This window comes from Psychroserpens sp. NJDZ02 (assembly GCF_004843725.1).
Classification (GTDB): domain Bacteria; phylum Bacteroidota; class Bacteroidia; order Flavobacteriales; family Flavobacteriaceae; genus Olleya.
In genome coordinates this window covers 3,824,558-3,839,916 of record NZ_CP039451.1, presented here as the reverse complement: position 1 = coordinate 3,839,916, position 15,359 = coordinate 3,824,558, and the positions used below count along the sequence as shown (strand labels likewise).

Below are 15,359 nucleotides of genomic sequence, written 5' to 3'. Positions count from 1 at the left end.
GGCTGTAATTAATACAAAAGTAGCCCTATGTAGTGATGGACTTTAACCTCTTAAATCTTGAAACCTAATGTTAAGCTTGTTTAGCTGACTAATCATATTTTGGAGGCGTTCTTGCTTGAGATCATCCACTGAAAAACGATAGACTTTATGGTAAACCATGTGTATGATTAGTTGTGTAGTACTTCCTTTTCCGTGACTTATTAGTTTTAATTCAATATGATTAATTTGATCTAAGGCTAATGGTGTCTTTTGTTTTTTAAACACTAAATTTTTAATGTATAAGGCTTTATCACAGCTTTCTATATAGTTTGATCTTGCAGCTATTATTAGCAATATAAAAACGCATAAAGCACTGGTAATTATAAACCATTCGGCGTGATCTATATTACAATAGGCGGCTAAACTACTGCTTATCAAAGTGACTAAAGCCAGCACTAAAATAAAAGGGAGTGCTTTAGTTACTAAAGTGATTGGACTGGTTGTATTAAGGTTAGTGTTGCAATCAAAATTAGGCTTAAAATTAAAATTGAAAGCGGTGTTGTTTTTTATAAATCGGTTTTCTAAAAACCAACGGAGCTTCCATAAATTAGCACAATAGTTATCTTGGACAACTATTTTTTTACCATTATTTAAGGTTATGGTTAAACAGGCTTCTACCATAGGGAAAAATAAAAACCTATATTTTGTGTGATCGTACAATGTTATACTAGCGATATCCTGGTATTTATATTTGGTAAAAAATCCGGTTTTAATATAGTTTGTATGCACGCTTAAATAAGTAAGTTGTTTAAAGGTATAAAACATGGAGAAAACAACAAAAGCGATAAACAACCTTAAAAATACCACGATTTCGTTTTTAGTATACAGCAGTATGATTAAACCAAGGCTTATTATGAAACAGAATATTAAAATAAATAGTATGATACTTTTTGGTCTTGCGGTAATTGTTTTACTCATTTGATTGTATAGTGTTTTTAGCGTCTACATATCTACCTAACGCTTTTTTTAAGCTACGACCCAAATCGGAATCCATGGTGTCACTCTGATAATTAATATCATGCTTTTTACAAAATTTAAGAAACGTATCCCAACAGGCGTCATTAAATTTTACGATCGCTTTATGGCCTTTTATAGGTTCTATTTTTTGCTTTAAAATTTTTCCGTTTTTAAAGGTATAACTAATTTTAAATGTTCTCAACTTTCTGCCCAGCGCACTGTCTATATAATTACTATTTTCTTCTAAGGTTGTTACTGTATTATTTTTAGACGTTAGGCTTACTAATTTAATTTTGGAGTCTATTTCTTTTCCAAATAATATAGTTTGTTTGAGATGTGCTATATCTTTAATTTCTAAGGTGCCATCGTAATAAATCTCTTGATAGGCGCTATCCACAAGAGTTACTATTTTTGAGATATCATAGTTGTTTCTAGCTTCAATATAAGATTCGACAATTGTTTTGTTATTTATATTGACACTATAAAACGTGATGATTAAAACAAAAAAGAGTGTATTAAAAAGCGTATGCATTGTATTAATATATTAAAAGGATTACTACTTTATAGTCTTGTTTTATAGGCGTTACTGCCCATTTTTAGTATAGTCTAATAGTGTTTTTTTTAATTTTACAGCACCTTTTGCATCAAAAGGGAAATCAAATGTGGTTAGATTATGGTGTTGCTTTAACCAACTAAAAAAACGGTCGTATTTTTTTCTTCTGGGTTGGTCATAGGCTTTGTAATATTGAAAACCTTGACCTACAATTTTTATAATTTGATGATCCTTGATGGTGTAAGTTCTTTGAGATTTATAGGGCGTAATATTTAGTAATCTATCTCTATCCGAATAATATGTGGACCTAGTTATTACGCTATTAGAATCTGCTTGTATTATTTTAATTTCCTCTTTGTCATGCATGACTTTGCCCCAAGCATAATGTTTAAAGTAGTTAGTTGGTCCTTTTATGACGGTGTCTTTTTTCCATAATTCTACAAAATCTTTATGTAATATTTGAGACGTTACAATGGAGTCTTTGCTATTATAGGAGGTAATAAAGGTGTCTACAATTTTGGTTGTTGTTTGCGACTTACAGTATAAAAAAGAACATAAGCTTAATAGTAGTATATACGTGTTTTTCATAAATGGTCATCGTTGCAAGCCAAATTTAATGCAACACTATAGGTTATAATTAAAATAGGACTGTTTTTTAAAAAAATGTCATAGCATTAAAATTAATGCTCTAATTTTATCTTGTGATAGCTTTGTATTAAAACTATTCCAAGCCTGCACGTAATATAGTCACTAAATTATTGGTATTATCCAATTGTAAATAGGGATACGTTACCTGGCTTAAAAATAAACCATTGGGATGTGCTGCATAGGTGGTTTTTAATTTTTTGTCTTGGTTTAAAATGGCTTTAAAGGTGTCTATTGTCATTTTTCCGCGTCCGACTTCTAAAAGGTAATATATACAAATCCTGACCATGCCTCTTAAAAACCGATTGCTTGTAATAGTAAAACGGAGTCTACCTTGGGCATCGTTAATAAATAAAGCACAATGGCTTATGTCACACATGGTATTATCGTATAAATCGGGCTGCTTGCAAAAGGCTCTAAAATCTTTAGTTTGACGTATGATAGCAGTTGCTTTTTGCATGGCGTCAAAATCTAAGGTGTAATCTTCGTAAAACGAACTGTTGGTAACTAAGATTGGGTTTTTTTTCCAATGGACAAAATAGTCGTAAGCGCGTGTGGTCGCATCATAACGACAATGTTGCGTGGTATTAACTTTAATAACTTGAAATACTGCAATGCTATTGGGTAGGTTTTTATTTAATCGGAATTTTAAATCGAAAGTAGGGGCGTCTTCTAGAGTGATTTGAATAACATATTGACTAGCGTGCACACCTGCATCTGTCCGACCACAACCATAAACGCTGACGGTTTTTTTAAAGAGTTTATAGAGTGTTTGTTCTATAACTTCCTGAATGGTGTTTTGTGTGTCATTTTGACGTTGCCAACCGCTGTAATGGGTACCATCGAATCCTAAATGTATAAAATAGCGCATCTTTAAATTTGAAAACCGTAAAACTAAGTATTGTAACTATAATATGATCTTTAAAAAAGGAATAGTTATTATCTGTTGTGCACAGGGTAATGGTGATGTATTGTCATTAAAGAGAGCGTCTAATTTTCTAAATCTGTACTTTTTTGTATAGAACTGGCATGGTCTTTTATAAAATACCACTGCCCATTTATTTTTTGTAAATCGTAGCTTACAATCATATGATTAAAATAGGGTGTATTAGCTCTTAACGGTCAGGTATAGACAACGTCTACGATGGCCATCCCTATGCGTTCGCCAATTTGTATATTCCGAATGGTGGTGATAAAATCCCATTCTAGATCTGCTGCAAACCACGCTTTATGGTAGTTTAAAAAGTCCGTATTGGTATTTGTTGGTTCTGTTTGTGGTAAAATAAGCTGCATGTTTCCGTTTGGCGTCAGGGTGCTTTTTAGGGTTTCTAAATCCTTAGTTGGGATAGCGTCCAAATGTTTGTTTAGGACTTTTAAAAATGCGGTGCTATGGTCTTGTTGGCTGATTTGTGGTGCTGTGGTTTCAGTGGTTGTTTTCGCTTTTTGGCAAGCATTCAGCGAAAGCGCTATAACTATAATTAAAACTGTTTTTAGTGCCATATGTTTTAGTTTAACTAGCGCATTTTAAATGAAAATTGACAAGTGTATTGTGTTGTTATTGAGTGGTTTGATATAAAAATAAGCAATTTAGGTTAATTATGGTTCTAAAAAAAGCTTAGATCATGAAGTTTGATTATAGCGTTTAAGGTATTTAATAGTTTAGTCGTTTTCTTTCCAATAGGTATCCGACACTAGAAAGCGACCTTCTTTTTTATTTAATTGTAATACTATCGTGTTACCTTTAAAACAGTCTGAATCCTCGTCTTGATGGAAAGCCCAAGAAGCAATGGTAATGCTTTGGGGCGCACTGAAGTCGTAATCAAAAGTGATTTTGTTTTCTTCTAGAAGGTTTTGACAGGCTTCAGAATTATTTTGAAGTAATACATTAAAGTAATCACCAAAAATAGAAGTGGCGTCTATAAGTTGTAAAACAGCATTTTTTAATAGATATACGGTATAGTCATTACCATCGCCCACGCTATCATTAGTAATAACCAAGGTATTGTCCGCATCGAGAGTATAGAGAGATAACGTCCAAAAGCCGTCCACAACAGATAAGCCCATAGTGTTGGGTTTGACGTATTTGATATTTAAAAATTGTGCTGTGGTGTCTACGATATAATTATGTGTTTTAATATAATCAACCATGGTCGTACGGTCTTTTTGAGACCAATCCCAACTGCCCATATTTGACTTTGGAAATAATTGGAGTACATCCAATAGTTTTTTATTGTCCTTATAATTTATAGCAATGGTGTCTCTAAAACGGGTATATGGTGATTGTGATGCTTTGTAAATAATAGTTTCTGTTCTTTTCGCTTTTTCAATTTGTTTTATAAGGTGAACGTATTGCTTCTCCATTTCGGTAAGAAAAATAGGATCGTTTTTTCTAGGTGAATACCAGGGTTGTGCATTAAAATAAGTGTTTAATTCGGTACTATCAAAGACATACCCTTTCCTGGCATACACCTCATTTCGTAGTAAGCGTAATTGATTTAAGTCTTTGGCGTTTAATTCGGTTTCTGTTAATAATTTTTGGGAATGGTTCTCTAGCGCTATAATCTTTGTTTCTGTGTCTATAGTTTTAGGTTGCTTCCTGTTATTACAAGACATTAGTAAAAAGAGGGTAGAGCAGAGGAGTAGTATTGCGTATCTCATATTGGTTAGTCCTTTTTTGTAAAATAAGGTGTGGTTTTTACGGATAGCATTGGAATGTCCATAAACGTTAAGTCAATTAAAAACTGAACACTATCTGGTGTAGCATTTACGATATAGATTGGCATTGTTTTTTTGACGTAAAACTTCATCCTTACAATGGTATGCTCTATTGGTAACGTCGTTTTAAAATTATGCGTTTGCCCCATATAAGTGATTGGGATGATTAAATTAGATTTAAATTTAATAATGTCCTTCTGTTTATGATAGTCGTTAGTGGCAGGTTCAATACAAGAAGACGATTGGTTTGGATACAGTTCGTTATCGTACACATCAACCGCTCTGTTTTCTGTCCAATGTAATCCGTCTATTTTTATAGTATCCAATACTATAGGAAAGCTTTTTAGCTTGCTTAGTAAATTGGTGCGGTGTTTGCGGTTTGATTTGACCTGATAAGCACCTGTTATTTTTACTATGATTAAAATAATAACGGTGACGACTAGTATAATTGTCTTGAGTTCCCCGACCATGTTAAATGTTATTAGGTTGTTTTTTAGTACTATAGTTTCGGTGTTAACGGTGAGGCTTTTGGCTTTATTTCCGCGAAAGCGAGCTGATATTACTGTATCATATTTTTAGAACGGTCAAACTCTTTAACGCAGTCTTCTAAGTTTTTGAAATCCATTGTGTATAAATAATGGTCGTTTTGTATTTTAAAATAACGTACTAGTTTGTAGTTGTTTATTATTTGGTACATATAACCAGAAGCGTCAGCATCTATGGTATGCATACGTTGTGCTTCTTCTATTACAGCGTCCATTGTTTCTTTAAAGTCATATGCAACAGTGGGGTTGTTTAGAATAAGTAGTTTACCATTTGGTTTGTTATAACTGTCTTGATATTCGATATAAGTGGTGTCTTGAATTTGATATTGTATCAAATCTTTATTGGAATTATCAAAGACCAGACTGTCACTTAAACTAAAGATATACATACCTCCAATAGCTTTCTTTTTGACGTCATAATTAGCAGGAAAGGTTAAGTTTAGATTAGGTTTTACTTTTTTAATACGTTCTAATTGATTTACTGGTTTTTTTCTGATGACTTCTAAATCTGCTAGATAATCTTCATTAAAAGCTGGTGTTTGGTCATTAGTGTCATCTGCTTCTTGAGAAAAATTATCTAAGCTGTTGTTCGTGTTTTTTAATGTTTGTATTTGGTCTTTTAATGCTTGTATTTGTTCCTGTATTAGTTCAGGGTTTTGCTCTGGATAATCATAAGTGGTCCTATCTTTTAGTCTTATTTGACTCGTAATAATTTGGACACGTAAGTCATATTGCGCCAAATCTGTTATAGGATAGTTAAACGTTGGTTGTAGTTTTTGTAGTCGTCTGCTATTTTGGATTATTGAAGCTAGTGATGCTGATATATTACAGAAAAATTGATCATTAACTAGTGTATTACCATCTTCAAAACTACTTCCAGAACCTGTGGATAAAATGAGTTTATCCTGAGCGATAGAGTATAGCTTTACAGTAAACATATAGTTGGTGATATCCTTTAAATTATTAGTGTTTTTAATTTTAAGATAAAGGTTTGGTTCGCCCCAATTATCTTTTTTTATAAGAATATCTGAAGGTTTAAATCCGTCGAGTAGTGTAATAACGGAATCTGTTTTTTTACGTTGTGCGTCTAGTTTTAAGATTTCTGATTCTAGAGCGTCTATTTTATCCTGGTTAAGGGTTTCAATAAAATCTTCGGCAAAATTAACAACAGCGTCATACGATTTGTTGTTTAGTGTGCTCAATGTAATAGCTGTTATAGACTGGTTAGGGTGGTTATCTGGATGTTCCCATTTTTCTTTCATGGCATACAGGCCAATAACGCCAATGGCATTGTCTAATTTTTCTTGTTCAGTTACATTTAGTTCTTTTTTAACCACCAATAACGAGGCGGTTAAACCGTCTTCGGTGTCTCCAGATAATTTTGGTTTACAACTAACACTACTCAAAATTAATAGACTGTATAAAAAATGTTTTGTGGTCATGGTTGGTGGGTGTTATTGATTTTTAAATGTCGATGGTATTAGTCTAGTTTGACAACGTAATTATAGGCTAAACCGACAGCTATAGCAATACCAAAACTGACTAAGGTGCCTATTAAAACATACTCGGTTAACTTGCGGTTTTTAGATTTTGATAAATCACCAAATCTAAATACCGATTTAGCTGTAATTAGCAAGCCTATTGCACTCCATTGGTTAAGTATAATAAATCCAAAGACAAATAGTCGTTCTAGAATACCAATGTATTTTCCGGCTTTTTCAAGAGAATGATCTGTGTTATCTTCTTCGATAACCCATTGGCTCATCATTAAGCGCATAACTACTGGGGCTATGGATGAGATAGCAATTATTGATAGAAGAAAGGCAATGTTGTTTTTTGAATAAATTTCTGAAAAATCTATGGAATACGACGTATAAGCTAAAGCAACAAGAACAATTATAATTAGATGTGCGATTTGGTCTAAGAAAAAGAGAAGTCTGGCATTTACTTTTTCTGTTAGATTAATTTTTATAAGATCTATAATATAATGAGAGGCTAGAATACTTAAAATACCCAACCAATAGTTAAAATCAAATTGTAAGGCTACTATTAAGGCAATGGCATGTACTAAAATATGGTAGTACAAATATTTTGATTTGTGCTTTTTTGACGCTTTGTCTATAACCCATTTTTCTGGTTGCAGCACAAAATCGCCAATGGCGTGTGCTAACACTAATTTAAGTACTAATAACATCATAGTTTTATAATTTGGTTTTGGTAGTAGTTGTTTAGTTGCATAACCTCTTCATAACCGCCACGTTTTAAGGCTTCACTAATATTACTTTGTGATTTACCTAAGAGTTTTGCAATATCTTTTTGGTTTTTTGTAGGGTGTTCTAATACTGTTAAAATGACTTTAGCAACGGTACTGCTCCAATTATTAGCCGTTAATAGTGCTAAATGAAACATGATGTTTAAAGGTTGATCCCATTCTGGTAGGTCAGATTTTATGGCTAATGTTTGCTTTTTTAAGGCTTCAAAAGCTTCTCCAGAATTGATATAAGCCGTACCATTGGACTCGGCTACTTTTTTAGCGTTATGGGTTTCTTCTCCTAAACCGATGGCTATTCTAACATCATAACTTTCATTTTGTTTAATCGCTGCTTTAATATGTAACGCTGCTAACAAGGCTTGTTTTGGAGTGGTAACAAGTTGAAAACTATCCCCTCTAAATACTTCCCATTGCTGTGGTGTTTGTCCATATTTATTAAGCGTGCCTTTTAAAATATCCAACCATTGCGAGACATTGCCTTCTCTAGAATTAATAATGTCTCCTGTTAAAACTGCTACCATTTTTTATTAGTTTTTATAAATATATCTGTTTTTAAGCAGATATGCAACAATATCTGTTTAAAAGCAGATAATTACTAATATCTGTTCTTAAGCAGATATTTTGGTTTCTATTGTGTTTTATAAGTAACTAGAGACTGTCATCACCACTAAAGTAAAGATAATTAGTACTATAAATAACGGCATTACAAATTTTATCCATTTATTAAAACCGACTTTTACCACTGCTAATGAGGCTAAAATAAGACCTGTAGGATTGATAAAATAGAATAACCCCAAGCCATATTGGTAAGCGTTAACAACAAGCTCTCTTCCTACACCAACACTGTCTGCTAAAGGTGACATGATAGGCATGGTTAATACCGCCATTCCTGAACTACTTGGAATAAAAAAGGATAATCCCGCGTAAATAGCCGTCATAGCACTCGCAAAAAGCCCTTTATTCATGCCTTCCGTCATAGAACTCGCATAATATAATAACGTATCACTAATCAATCCATCAGCCATAATCACCGTTACACCACGTGCTATACCAATAATTAAAGCGACTCCCAATAAATCTCCTGCGCCTTTAACAAACGTCTCTATAAACTCTGTTTCTTTTATTTTTGCAATGACACCAATTAAGATGGAACCTACTAAAAAGACAGAAGTCATCTCCACAAACCACCATTCTAAAGCCACAACACCATAAATCATGATTATAAAACATAAAGCAAACACAATTAAAGATAGGCGTAAACGGGTTGTGAATTGTACGGTTTCTGTTTTATGAGAAAATAACGCTGCTATTTGTTGTTGCTGATCGTAAATAACAGATTTTGTAGGGTCTTTTTGGACGCGTTTACCATATCTAATAATATAAATTAAAGCAATAGTCAAACAGGCTAGTAGCATAAACAGTCTGCCACCAAGTCCTGTAGTCCAACTAATACCTGCAGCATCACTAGCAATAATAGTACTAAATGGATTAATTGTAGAACACATCGTCCCAATAGCACTTCCTAAAAATATAGAGGCGATACCGACCATAGCATCATATTTTGCGGCTAAAAACACGGGGATTAAGATAGGGTAGAAGGCAATCGTTTCTTCTGCAAAACCAAACGTTGTTCCTCCAGCTGCCACTAAAACAGTGACTAATATAATTAAGATGAATTCGCGCCCTTTTAATGCGGTTGCCAATTTGCTGATTCCTGCATCAAAAGCACCTGTACTGTTTATAATACCTATTAATCCTCCAATAATTAAAACTAGAAAAATAATGTCTGCTGATTCTATGATTCCTTTGACTGGCGATTTAACAAAATCGTAAAACCCTTGTGGTTGCGCTTCTAATTCTTGATACGTATTAGGGATATTAATAGGTTTGTTAATGTCTCCATTAGTAAATTTTTCTAACGGAATTTTAATGTTTAGGATTTCTAATGTTTGCTGTGTTGCTGCTAAGGTTTCTGTTTTTTCAAGACTGACTCTTGTAAACTGATTAGCTTCTTTATTATAACCTAAAGTTTCGTATTTACCTGCTGGAACCAGCCAAGTTAATAAGGTCACTAGTCCTGCTATGATAAGTAAAATGGATTGTGCTGAAGGGAATTTTATGTTTTTCATTAAAAATGTAATTGTCTTTTTTATATAATTTTAAGTCTTATTTATTCAGTTGTATTTGAAACAAACAGGCGCGCTGATTATGGTAATGTTCCGGTAAACCGTTCGTATTATTTAAATCAAACATGCCTAAAAAATCAAAACCTGATTGTTTGTAATATGCAATTAATCCCGTGTTGTTACCTAAGGTATCTAGTCTAATATAATCGATTGCTTTTGTTAATGCGTAACCTTTTGCCCAGTCGACTATTTTAGTCACCAAATGCTGGCCTCTAAATTCAGGATTAGTAGCAATACGATGGATATACATTGCATTATCATTTTGACTCGTTTCCCAAATTTGATCATCTTTAAATGTAATCGCCCAAACACAAGCAATCGTATTGTTAATGATAAATTTAAATTGACGGTTTTCTTTGATTTCTGAAATGACCATATCACGATCAAAATCAGGCCAAACGACCACAGTTTTCTTAGTCTTTTGATAATCAGAAGCTATTTTGTATAGCTTAAAGATATCGTCCATATCATTGATTGTCGCGTTTTGAATGGTCATTTAATAATTAACAAATTGGTTTAGAATTCTTAAAGATAGTATTATTTTGTGCTTGAATTAAAGGTCAATAATTAAAAGTTATGAACGTCAATATACATCACAGTTGGAAAACACCATTACAAACCGAATTTGATAAACCCTATTTTAAGGATTTAACTCAATTTGTTACTGAAGATTATAAACAAAATCAATGTTTTCCGACAGAAAATTTGATTTTTAATGCTTTTGACACCTGCCATTTAGACGACTTAAAAGTTGTTATTATTGGTCAAGATCCATATCATAATTACAACCAAGCCAATGGGTTGTGTTTTAGTGTAAATGAGGGGGTAAAACATCCGCCATCATTGATTAATATTTTTAAAGAGATTGAAACCGATTTAGGGAAACCATATCCGTCAAGCGGAAATTTAGAGCGTTGGGCCCAACAAGGCGTCTTTTTGCTAAATGCGACATTAACCGTTAGGGCACACGAGGCTGGAAGTCATCAAAAACAAGGTTGGGAAAGCTTTACAGACGCTGTTATTAAAATGATTAGTGACCAAAAAGAAAACGTAGTGTTTTTACTCTGGGGAGGATTTGCTAAGAAAAAAGGGAAGTTAATTGACGCCGATAAACATCATATTTTGACCTCTGGACATCCCTCGCCTTTAAGTGCTAATCGTGGCTATTGGTTTGGGAACAGACATTTTAGTCAAACTAATAATTTGTTAGCGTCTGACGGTTTGGATGTGATAGATTGGTAAGGTGTTTTTAGTCTTGTTTTCGCTTTTACTTTTACTAATAGTGCTGTGATAGTAAATTTGATATGAGATTATTACAAATGTTGAGTTATTGTAGCTCTCCTCTTAAATTTAAGCCGAGAATGAATTCTAATTTCTTAATTAAAGAGAAATTGGAAGAAAGAGGAGTTTGTTATTTATTATATATTAAAACTGCTTCGCGTTTTGGGACAAACCCTCCGTCTTTTTCTATGAAAAACACACCTCCCTTCAGCTGAAGGGAGGAGCTGTTTGCGATGGTCTTTTTAATTTTGATTTGAGATAATTACTAATCCTAAGTTATTGTAGCTCTCCTCTTAATTTTAAGAGGGGAATGAATTTCAATTTCTTAATTAAAGAGAAATTGGAAGAAAGAGGAGTTTGTTATTTATTATATATTAAACTGCTTTGCGTTTTGGGACAAACCCTCCGTCTTTTTCTTTGAAAAATACACCTCCCTTTAGCTAAAGAGAGGAGCTGTTTGCGATGGTGTTTTTAACTTTAATTTGAGATAATTACTAATACTGAGTTATTGTAGCTCTCCTCTTAATTTTAAGCCGAGAATGAATTCTAATTTTTTAATTAAAGAGAAATTGGAAGAAAGAGGAGTTTAAGTATTCTAATATCTTAACGAATATGCTCTTCAATAGCCATAAAAACAGAGGGTAAAAAATCAAAAACCATTTTATTCTCAAATCTCAGCACTGTGTAACCGAGGTGTTCTAGATACTTTGTTCTTCTTTTGTCTTTTTCTGATTGTTCAGGATTGTTATGAATTTCACCATCTAATTCAATTATTAATAGATGTTCAGCACAATAAAAATCAACAATATAATACCCGATGCTATGTTGTCTTGTAAATCTTGTATTGTGGAATTGTCTAGCTTTAAGTTTAGTCCACAAATAAGCTTCCGAAGGCGTTAGACTTTGTCTTAGTTTTGCTCTTAGTTGTTTTAACTCTTGTTTACTGTGAACTTGTTCGCGATACATGGCTTCAAGTTACTATAAAATTTGTTGCTTTTATAATTTTGGATAAAACTGCTTCGCGTTTTGGGACAAACTCTCCGATTTCTATTTAAATAGAAACCACCTCCCTTCAGCTGAAGGGAGGAGCTGTTTGCGATGGTCTTTTTAACTTTGATATGAGATAATTACAAATGTTGAGTTATTGTAGCTCTCCTCTTAATTTTAAGCCGAGAATCAATTTCAATTTCTTAATTAAAAAGAAAATGGAAGAAAGAGGAGTTTTATTCTTGTACACTTTTAAAAATGCTTCGCGTTTTTGGACAAACTCTCCGTCTTTTTCTTTGAAAAATACACCTCCCTTCAGCTGAAGGGAGGAGCTGTTTGCGATGGTGATAGTAATTCTAATTTGAGATAATTACTAACGTTGAGTTATTGTAGCTCTCCTCTTAATTTTAAGCCGAGAATGAATTTCAATTTCTTTTTTGAGAGAAATTGGAAGAAAGCGGAGTTTAACATTCACATATAAAACAAAAAAAAACCTCACTATATAAGTGAGGCGTTTTAAAATTATACATCTTCAACAAGGTCTTCATATTTCCATTTTTCAGGAATAATATTTAAAGCGAACAATTCGTCTTGCACTTTTTTAACCGTTTCTTTCGAGATATTGTCTTGGGACCATTCCGTTAAACTTAACCATTCTTGAACATCTTCAATTTCTTGTTCATAGCGATTAGCAATCATACGATCGATACTCGGGATTTCTTTAAACTCTTCAGTTGTAGCATTTACAATATCTAAAATAGCTTTAACATCAGCTTTATTGGTTTTTAAAAAGTCTTCTCTAACGGCTATAACAAAACAGGGCCAAGGTGAAGGACAGTTACCTACACGTCTAAACGTACCATTATCAACTAAAGGTTTTGTGGTAAATTTTTCCCACATAAAATAATCAGCTTTACCTTCGGTTAAACCTTCAACAGCACCATCTAAGTTTTTTATAACTTCAAAGTTTAAATCTTTTTCTAAATCCCAGCCATTATTTTCGGCATTGATATAAGCCATTAAATGCGATCCAGAGCCATATCTACTGATCGCTGCTTTGGTTCCTTTTAAATCTTCTATAGTTTTATAATCCGATTTTTCAGCAACATGAATACCCCATATTAATGGTGTATCCACAAATACCTGAACAATTTTAGATTTATTACCAGCGATGATGTCTTTGATAATACCTTCTGTTAAGATGACAGCCATATCAATATCTCCATCTCTTAAACCTTTGCACATAGCACCAGTACCTCCAAAATAGTCTTTCCAACGTAAGTTGATATCGGCATCTTTAAATTCGCCATTTTTTAAACCTAAATACCAAGCTAGGTTAAAGTGTTCTGGTACACCTCCAATATTAATTTGCTTCATAATTATTCTGCTAATTTGTCTAAGGTATATTGTATTAAATTTTCAACCACTTTTTTAGGGTCTTCGCTAAAGGTTCCATTTGGCCTATTAGCAATGATAGCATTTAAGGATAAGGCATTGTGTCCTAATAATTTTGATAAACCATAAATAGCAGAGGTTTCCATTTCTAAATTGGTAATCCTAAAACCTTTATAAGAAAAAGCATCCATTTTCTGGTTTAAAGTGCTGTCAGATAGTGGTAAACGTAATACACGACCTTGTGAAGCATAAAAGCCTCCAGCGGTTGCTGTCATCCCTTTGTGCATTTTTGGACTATCAAAATGTGCTTCTAAAGTTTTGCTATTATTAATAACAATTGGTCTTGCTTTGTTGCTATCCCAATTAGTGAATTTGATAAAGGCATCTTCAACATCATTATTACTAATGGCATCAATTTGATAAAAATGTAACATTCCATTTAAATCTAAAGCATGAGTACTCATGACAAAAGAGTCGACAGGAATATCTTTTTGAAGCGATCCAGACGTTCCAACACGAACAATATTTAATGTAGTCAAGGTGTCTTTTGGCTGTCTTGTTTTTAAATCAATATTTACTAATGCATCTAGTTCGTTTAAAACAATATCTATATTATCTGGTCCAATTCCAGTAGAAATCACGGTTAGACGCTTGCCTTTATAAAGTCCTGTTTGTGTTTTAAATTCTCTTTTTTGAATAGTGAATTCGATAGAATCAAAATATTTTGTAATTTTTTCTACGCGGTCTTGGTCACCAACGAATATGATGTTATTTGATATATGTTCAGGTAATAAATTAAGATGGTAAACACTACCGTCTGGATTTAAAATTAATTCTGATTCTTGTATAGCCATTTAAATGGTTGGTATTAATTTATTTTCTTTTTTATCGTATTGGAAGTCTTTTTTATTAACCCCTCCAAATTGGAATTCTGTATCTATTTGTTTAGAGAAGTTTTTTTGATGCTCTATAGCTAAATGACCATTTCTATTTAGGGTTAGCGTATTTTCAGTTTCATCAAAAAACAGTTCTAATCTGTTAATCATACGTTCTAACTGTAAATCGCCAAAGCCATAATAACCTTGATAATGTAAACAGTAGCCTAGTAAATGATTGCGAGAGGTTACCGTGTGCTCTTTTATTAAAATTAGAGTATTGTATTCCAACGTATTTAATCCACTTCTAGTGTCCGGAAAACGTCTTAAATGTGCTTTTAAACAATTGCTTAAATATTTAAAACTAGAAGGTCTGACAATTAATTCTTTTAATAAGTTATGATCATGCTCGCAGTAAATACGCCACGCTTTTTGGGCTGTCGCAATATCATCTACATTTAACTTTATTTTATTCTCGTATTCGTTTAAAAGTTGCTGTTCTGATAGGTCGGATAATACTTTTAAGTCTTTTTCGCCTGCAATACGACCACTACACACTAAATAGAGTGGGAGCTCGATACCTTTTTGCTTGATTAAACTAATAGCAGCAATTAAATTTATATGACAGAATAAATCATATTCAAACCATAAAACGATTGCAGTATATTTAGAAACATCGTCTAATTTATTAAACTCGTTTTTAATACTATCAATATCGTATTCTAGATCGTAAACGTCTTCAAGAAACGTTTTTCTGGTCTTAAAAAAATCAGGGGTATTAATTTCTTTTACAGTAGGACCTTCACATAGCATTTCGTGCCAAGTTAAAGTATCTCCTTTAAAGTTTATTTTAGTTAAATAATCCGTTAAGCTAGAACCATTTGTAATGTGAAGATTGTTATCACTCAT

General features: G+C 32.9%; 17 protein-coding genes. 1 reads left to right on the top strand and 16 read right to left on the bottom strand.

Annotation, left to right across the window (positions count from 1 at the left end; genetic code table 11):
* Positions 1-42: 42 nt before the first annotated feature.
* From E9099_RS16925 to E9099_RS16870, 12 genes are all read right to left on the bottom strand, one after another.
* Positions 43-957 (bottom strand): hypothetical protein, encoded by a 915-nt coding sequence (locus tag E9099_RS16925; RefSeq protein ID WP_136584695.1) that lies wholly within the window; start codon positions 955-957, stop codon positions 43-45.
* Positions 950-1,528 carry a hypothetical protein gene (locus tag E9099_RS16920; protein WP_136584694.1) on the bottom strand — a complete coding sequence of 193 codons (579 nt, stop codon included), beginning with the start codon at positions 1,526-1,528 and terminating at the stop codon, positions 950-952. Before E9099_RS16920 ends, E9099_RS16925 begins: the two co-directional genes overlap by 8 nt.
* Positions 1,529-1,579: 51 nt before the next feature.
* Positions 1,580-2,137: a hypothetical protein gene (locus E9099_RS16915; protein WP_136584693.1), complete on the bottom strand. Its 558-nt coding sequence runs from the start codon at positions 2,135-2,137 to the stop codon at positions 1,580-1,582.
* Positions 2,138-2,270: 133 nt separating this feature from the next.
* Positions 2,271-3,065 carry a tRNA pseudouridine(38-40) synthase TruA gene (truA, locus tag E9099_RS16910; protein WP_136584692.1) on the bottom strand — a complete coding sequence of 265 codons (795 nt, stop codon included), beginning with the start codon at positions 3,063-3,065 and terminating at the stop codon, positions 2,271-2,273.
* 251 nt (positions 3,066-3,316) lie between these two features.
* Positions 3,317-3,694, bottom strand: a complete 378-nt coding sequence (locus E9099_RS16905; RefSeq protein WP_136584691.1) for a hypothetical protein — start codon at positions 3,692-3,694, stop codon at positions 3,317-3,319.
* Between the two features lie 159 nt (positions 3,695-3,853).
* On the bottom strand, positions 3,854-4,852 hold the full coding sequence (locus tag E9099_RS16900) for a YARHG domain-containing protein (protein WP_136584690.1): 999 nt from the start codon (positions 4,850-4,852) through the stop codon (positions 3,854-3,856).
* A gap of 5 nt (positions 4,853-4,857) precedes the next feature.
* Positions 4,858-5,379 (bottom strand): hypothetical protein, encoded by a 522-nt coding sequence (locus E9099_RS16895; RefSeq protein ID WP_136584689.1) that lies wholly within the window; start codon positions 5,377-5,379, stop codon positions 4,858-4,860.
* An 89-nt stretch (positions 5,380-5,468) separates the two neighbouring features.
* Complete coding sequence (locus tag E9099_RS16890; RefSeq protein ID WP_136584688.1) at positions 5,469-6,896, bottom strand: hypothetical protein; 1,428 nt, start codon at positions 6,894-6,896, stop codon at positions 5,469-5,471.
* A gap of 38 nt (positions 6,897-6,934) precedes the next feature.
* Positions 6,935-7,651 (bottom strand): DUF3307 domain-containing protein, encoded by a 717-nt coding sequence (locus E9099_RS16885; protein ID WP_136584687.1) that lies wholly within the window; start codon positions 7,649-7,651, stop codon positions 6,935-6,937.
* Positions 7,648-8,247 carry a SatD family protein gene (locus tag E9099_RS16880; RefSeq protein ID WP_136584686.1) on the bottom strand — a complete coding sequence of 200 codons (600 nt, stop codon included), beginning with the start codon at positions 8,245-8,247 and terminating at the stop codon, positions 7,648-7,650. The genes E9099_RS16885 and E9099_RS16880 overlap by 4 nt, the downstream gene beginning before the upstream one ends.
* A gap of 117 nt (positions 8,248-8,364) precedes the next feature.
* Positions 8,365-9,855: a YfcC family protein gene (locus tag E9099_RS16875; RefSeq protein ID WP_136584685.1), complete on the bottom strand. Its 1,491-nt coding sequence runs from the start codon at positions 9,853-9,855 to the stop codon at positions 8,365-8,367.
* Positions 9,856-9,892: 37 nt separating this feature from the next.
* Positions 9,893-10,408: a GNAT family N-acetyltransferase gene (locus E9099_RS16870; RefSeq protein ID WP_136584684.1), complete on the bottom strand. Its 516-nt coding sequence runs from the start codon at positions 10,406-10,408 to the stop codon at positions 9,893-9,895.
* A gap of 80 nt (positions 10,409-10,488) precedes the next feature.
* Between E9099_RS16870 and ung the strand changes: the two genes are divergently transcribed.
* Entirely contained in the window at positions 10,489-11,154 is a 666-nt protein-coding gene (gene ung, locus E9099_RS16865) for a uracil-DNA glycosylase (RefSeq protein WP_136584683.1), read from the top strand.
* 642 nt (positions 11,155-11,796) lie between these two features.
* Here ung and E9099_RS16860 read toward each other — a convergent pair.
* The 4 genes from E9099_RS16860 to E9099_RS16845 all read right to left on the bottom strand — a co-directional run bounded on the left by E9099_RS16860 (position 11,797) and on the right by E9099_RS16845 (position 15,359).
* On the bottom strand, positions 11,797-12,159 hold the full coding sequence (locus E9099_RS16860; protein ID WP_136584682.1) for an endonuclease domain-containing protein: 363 nt from the start codon (positions 12,157-12,159) through the stop codon (positions 11,797-11,799).
* Between the two features lie 543 nt (positions 12,160-12,702).
* Positions 12,703-13,557: a substrate-binding domain-containing protein gene (locus E9099_RS16855; protein ID WP_136584681.1), complete on the bottom strand. Its 855-nt coding sequence runs from the start codon at positions 13,555-13,557 to the stop codon at positions 12,703-12,705.
* Positions 13,558-13,559: 2 nt separating this feature from the next.
* Entirely contained in the window at positions 13,560-14,429 is an 870-nt protein-coding gene (locus tag E9099_RS16850) for a nucleoside phosphorylase (RefSeq protein ID WP_136584680.1), read from the bottom strand.
* On the bottom strand, positions 14,430-15,359 hold the full coding sequence (locus tag E9099_RS16845) for a DUF1835 domain-containing protein (RefSeq protein ID WP_136584679.1): 930 nt from the start codon (positions 15,357-15,359) through the stop codon (positions 14,430-14,432).

Coding starts and splice junctions, on each gene's coding strand:
- E9099_RS16885 (WP_136584687.1), bottom strand. CDS start 7,651: ATGATGTTATTAGTACTTAAATTAGTGTTAGCACACGCCATTGGCGAT.
- E9099_RS16870 (WP_136584684.1), bottom strand. CDS start 10,408: ATGACCATTCAAAACGCGACAATCAATGATATGGACGATATCTTTAAG.
- E9099_RS16890 (WP_136584688.1), bottom strand. CDS start 6,896: ATGACCACAAAACATTTTTTATACAGTCTATTAATTTTGAGTAGTGTT.
- E9099_RS16845 (WP_136584679.1), bottom strand. CDS start 15,359: ATGAGTGATAACAATCTTCACATTACAAATGGTTCTAGCTTAACGGAT.
- E9099_RS16860 (WP_136584682.1), bottom strand. CDS start 12,159: ATGTATCGCGAACAAGTTCACAGTAAACAAGAGTTAAAACAACTAAGA.
- E9099_RS16880 (WP_136584686.1), bottom strand. CDS start 8,247: ATGGTAGCAGTTTTAACAGGAGACATTATTAATTCTAGAGAAGGCAAT.
- E9099_RS16895 (WP_136584689.1), bottom strand. CDS start 5,379: ATGGTCGGGGAACTCAAGACAATTATACTAGTCGTCACCGTTATTATT.
- ung (WP_136584683.1), top strand. CDS start 10,489: ATGAACGTCAATATACATCACAGTTGGAAAACACCATTACAAACCGAA.
- E9099_RS16875 (WP_136584685.1), bottom strand. CDS start 9,855: ATGAAAAACATAAAATTCCCTTCAGCACAATCCATTTTACTTATCATA.
- E9099_RS16920 (WP_136584694.1), bottom strand. CDS start 1,528: ATGCATACGCTTTTTAATACACTCTTTTTTGTTTTAATCATCACGTTT.
- E9099_RS16850 (WP_136584680.1), bottom strand. CDS start 14,429: ATGGCTATACAAGAATCAGAATTAATTTTAAATCCAGACGGTAGTGTT.
- E9099_RS16900 (WP_136584690.1), bottom strand. CDS start 4,852: ATGAGATACGCAATACTACTCCTCTGCTCTACCCTCTTTTTACTAATG.
- E9099_RS16925 (WP_136584695.1), bottom strand. CDS start 957: ATGAGTAAAACAATTACCGCAAGACCAAAAAGTATCATACTATTTATT.
- E9099_RS16855 (WP_136584681.1), bottom strand. CDS start 13,557: ATGAAGCAAATTAATATTGGAGGTGTACCAGAACACTTTAACCTAGCT.
- truA (WP_136584692.1), bottom strand. CDS start 3,065: ATGCGCTATTTTATACATTTAGGATTCGATGGTACCCATTACAGCGGT.
- E9099_RS16905 (WP_136584691.1), bottom strand. CDS start 3,694: ATGGCACTAAAAACAGTTTTAATTATAGTTATAGCGCTTTCGCTGAAT.
- E9099_RS16915 (WP_136584693.1), bottom strand. CDS start 2,137: ATGAAAAACACGTATATACTACTATTAAGCTTATGTTCTTTTTTATAC.